Here is a 1,946-nt window from a genome sequence, read left to right on the forward strand (position 1 = left end):
GTAGAGTAAGAGGCAGAACGTAGTCGAACTATTTTTCTGCCTCTCCTCTCCGAACCGTACGTGCACCTTTCAGCGCATACAGCTCTCCGCTTAATTGTGGCTTACAGCCATTACAACATCGCTGTAGCGAGATGTGACAGTATTTCTCATTTCATCTCTAAGATAAGGGTTTGATTCAGGTAATCGCCAACGGAAGGGCAACTTAGGACTGCTCACCAGTCGATATAGTGAAGCGCTACATAAATTACCTCGATTGCTTTTACCAAATAATACCCAAGTCTTGGCCTGATTTGGCGTCGGTCGTTTTATCCACTTCATCATTAATGACTTAACGGAGCAACGATATTTCCGCGCTAGCCATTTTGCTAATTTCCAGAAAACTATACGATCAATTTTACTGTAAACTTTAGCGGTATAATCAGTATGACGATAAAATTGCGCCCAGCCTTTAAGCTTGCGGCTGAGTTGTTCAACTTTGTCTATCTTGCTACAACTGTGATCACTGGATAAAGCTTGGCTCAAGGAATGAGAAAATGCTTTAGCCTTACCATGTGGAATACCAGACACCACACGCATATTCCCTTTAGGACCACGTTTCCTTATGATCCTATGACCAAGGAAGATAAATCCATCATTCACATGCGTAATATGGGTTTTCTCCATGTTAAGTGTGAGTTTAAGTTTACCTTCAAGAAAATTTCGACACTGATCACGAATGGCTTCTGCTTGTTGTTTGTTACCTTTGACAATCACAAGAAAGTCATCGGCATAACGACAATAAGCAACCCCAGGTTTCCATTGTCTATTTTCCTCTAGTGCAATGGTACGCTTATCTTGGATTGTACGATTCCAGTACCAGCGATCTTTACGTGCTTTCTTGCTCAAGTAGCATTTATCCAAATACTGATCAAATTCGTTGAGCATGATATTTGACAATAATGGAGAAATGACACCACCTTGTGGTACGCCTTCGCTTGTTGCACAGAATAGATTACGTTCAATATGTCCTGCTTTGATGAACCGCCAGAGCAATTCATTAAATCGTCGACAATTGATACGCTTACGCACACATGTCATCAGTAATTGATGGTGGACTGTATCAAAATAACTTGATAAATCCCCTTCAATTACCCAGCGCCCACGTGGTTCACTTGAGCCTGTCATTTGTAACTTAACAGTTCTAATGGCGTGATGGACACTGCGTTCAGGTCTAAAACCATAGGATAGTGAATGAAAATCATTTTCCCATATCGGCTCCATTGCCATGAGCATGGCACGTTGCACTATTCTGTCTCTTAAGGTGGGTATGCCTAAAGGGCGTTGCTTTCCATTCGCTTTAGGAATATAAATTCGTCTGGCAGGCATTGGTTGATAATTACCCGAGAGTAAATCATTTCTGATCCCATCTAAGTAATCAGTCAGCTTATCCTGTAAGTGAATTTTAGTTATTCCATCAACGCCAGGTGTTTTGGCACCTTTTGAAGAAAGCGTTACTTCAGCCGCTTGGCAAAGCCATTGTGGGTGACTGATAAGGCGCAGTAATCGATTAACGCGACGCGCTTTATCGGTTGCTGTCCATGTTGCTAATTTACGTTGCAGTTCGCTGATTATCACAGGTCTTCACCTCATTAAGGTCAGGTAATTTGCTTGCGCAAATCAATTAAACTGCGCCCCTTCGCCATGTAATGGGCTTTCCCCATCTCAGACTACTACGAACGCTCCGCCAGCTTGTTTGTCATCGGGGTCGTGCTCCCTTAGCATTCAAACAAACCTTCCCCGGTTTACCTATCTGAACTCGAACATATTGGGGTGGATGCCGATCGCAGTCTTTAACCTTATCGTGCTGTAAGGTGATAATACTTAAACGCTGAATTGTGATTTAGCGTTTATCCATTGATAAATACCTACGTGTGATTTATCAAGTCGGCAATAATACTCATACATTT

General features: G+C 42.3%; 1 protein-coding gene. It reads right to left on the reverse strand.

What is annotated here, in order from left to right:
- Positions 1-90: 90 nt before the first annotated feature.
- Positions 91-1,614, reverse strand: coding sequence for a group II intron reverse transcriptase/maturase (ltrA, locus tag P20311_RS02635; RefSeq protein WP_008109360.1), 1,524 nt, complete (start codon positions 1,612-1,614; stop codon positions 91-93).
- Positions 1,615-1,946 lie beyond the last annotated feature (332 nt).

The organism is Pseudoalteromonas sp. BSi20311, from assembly GCF_000239875.1.
GTDB lineage: Bacteria > Pseudomonadota > Gammaproteobacteria > Enterobacterales > Alteromonadaceae > Pseudoalteromonas.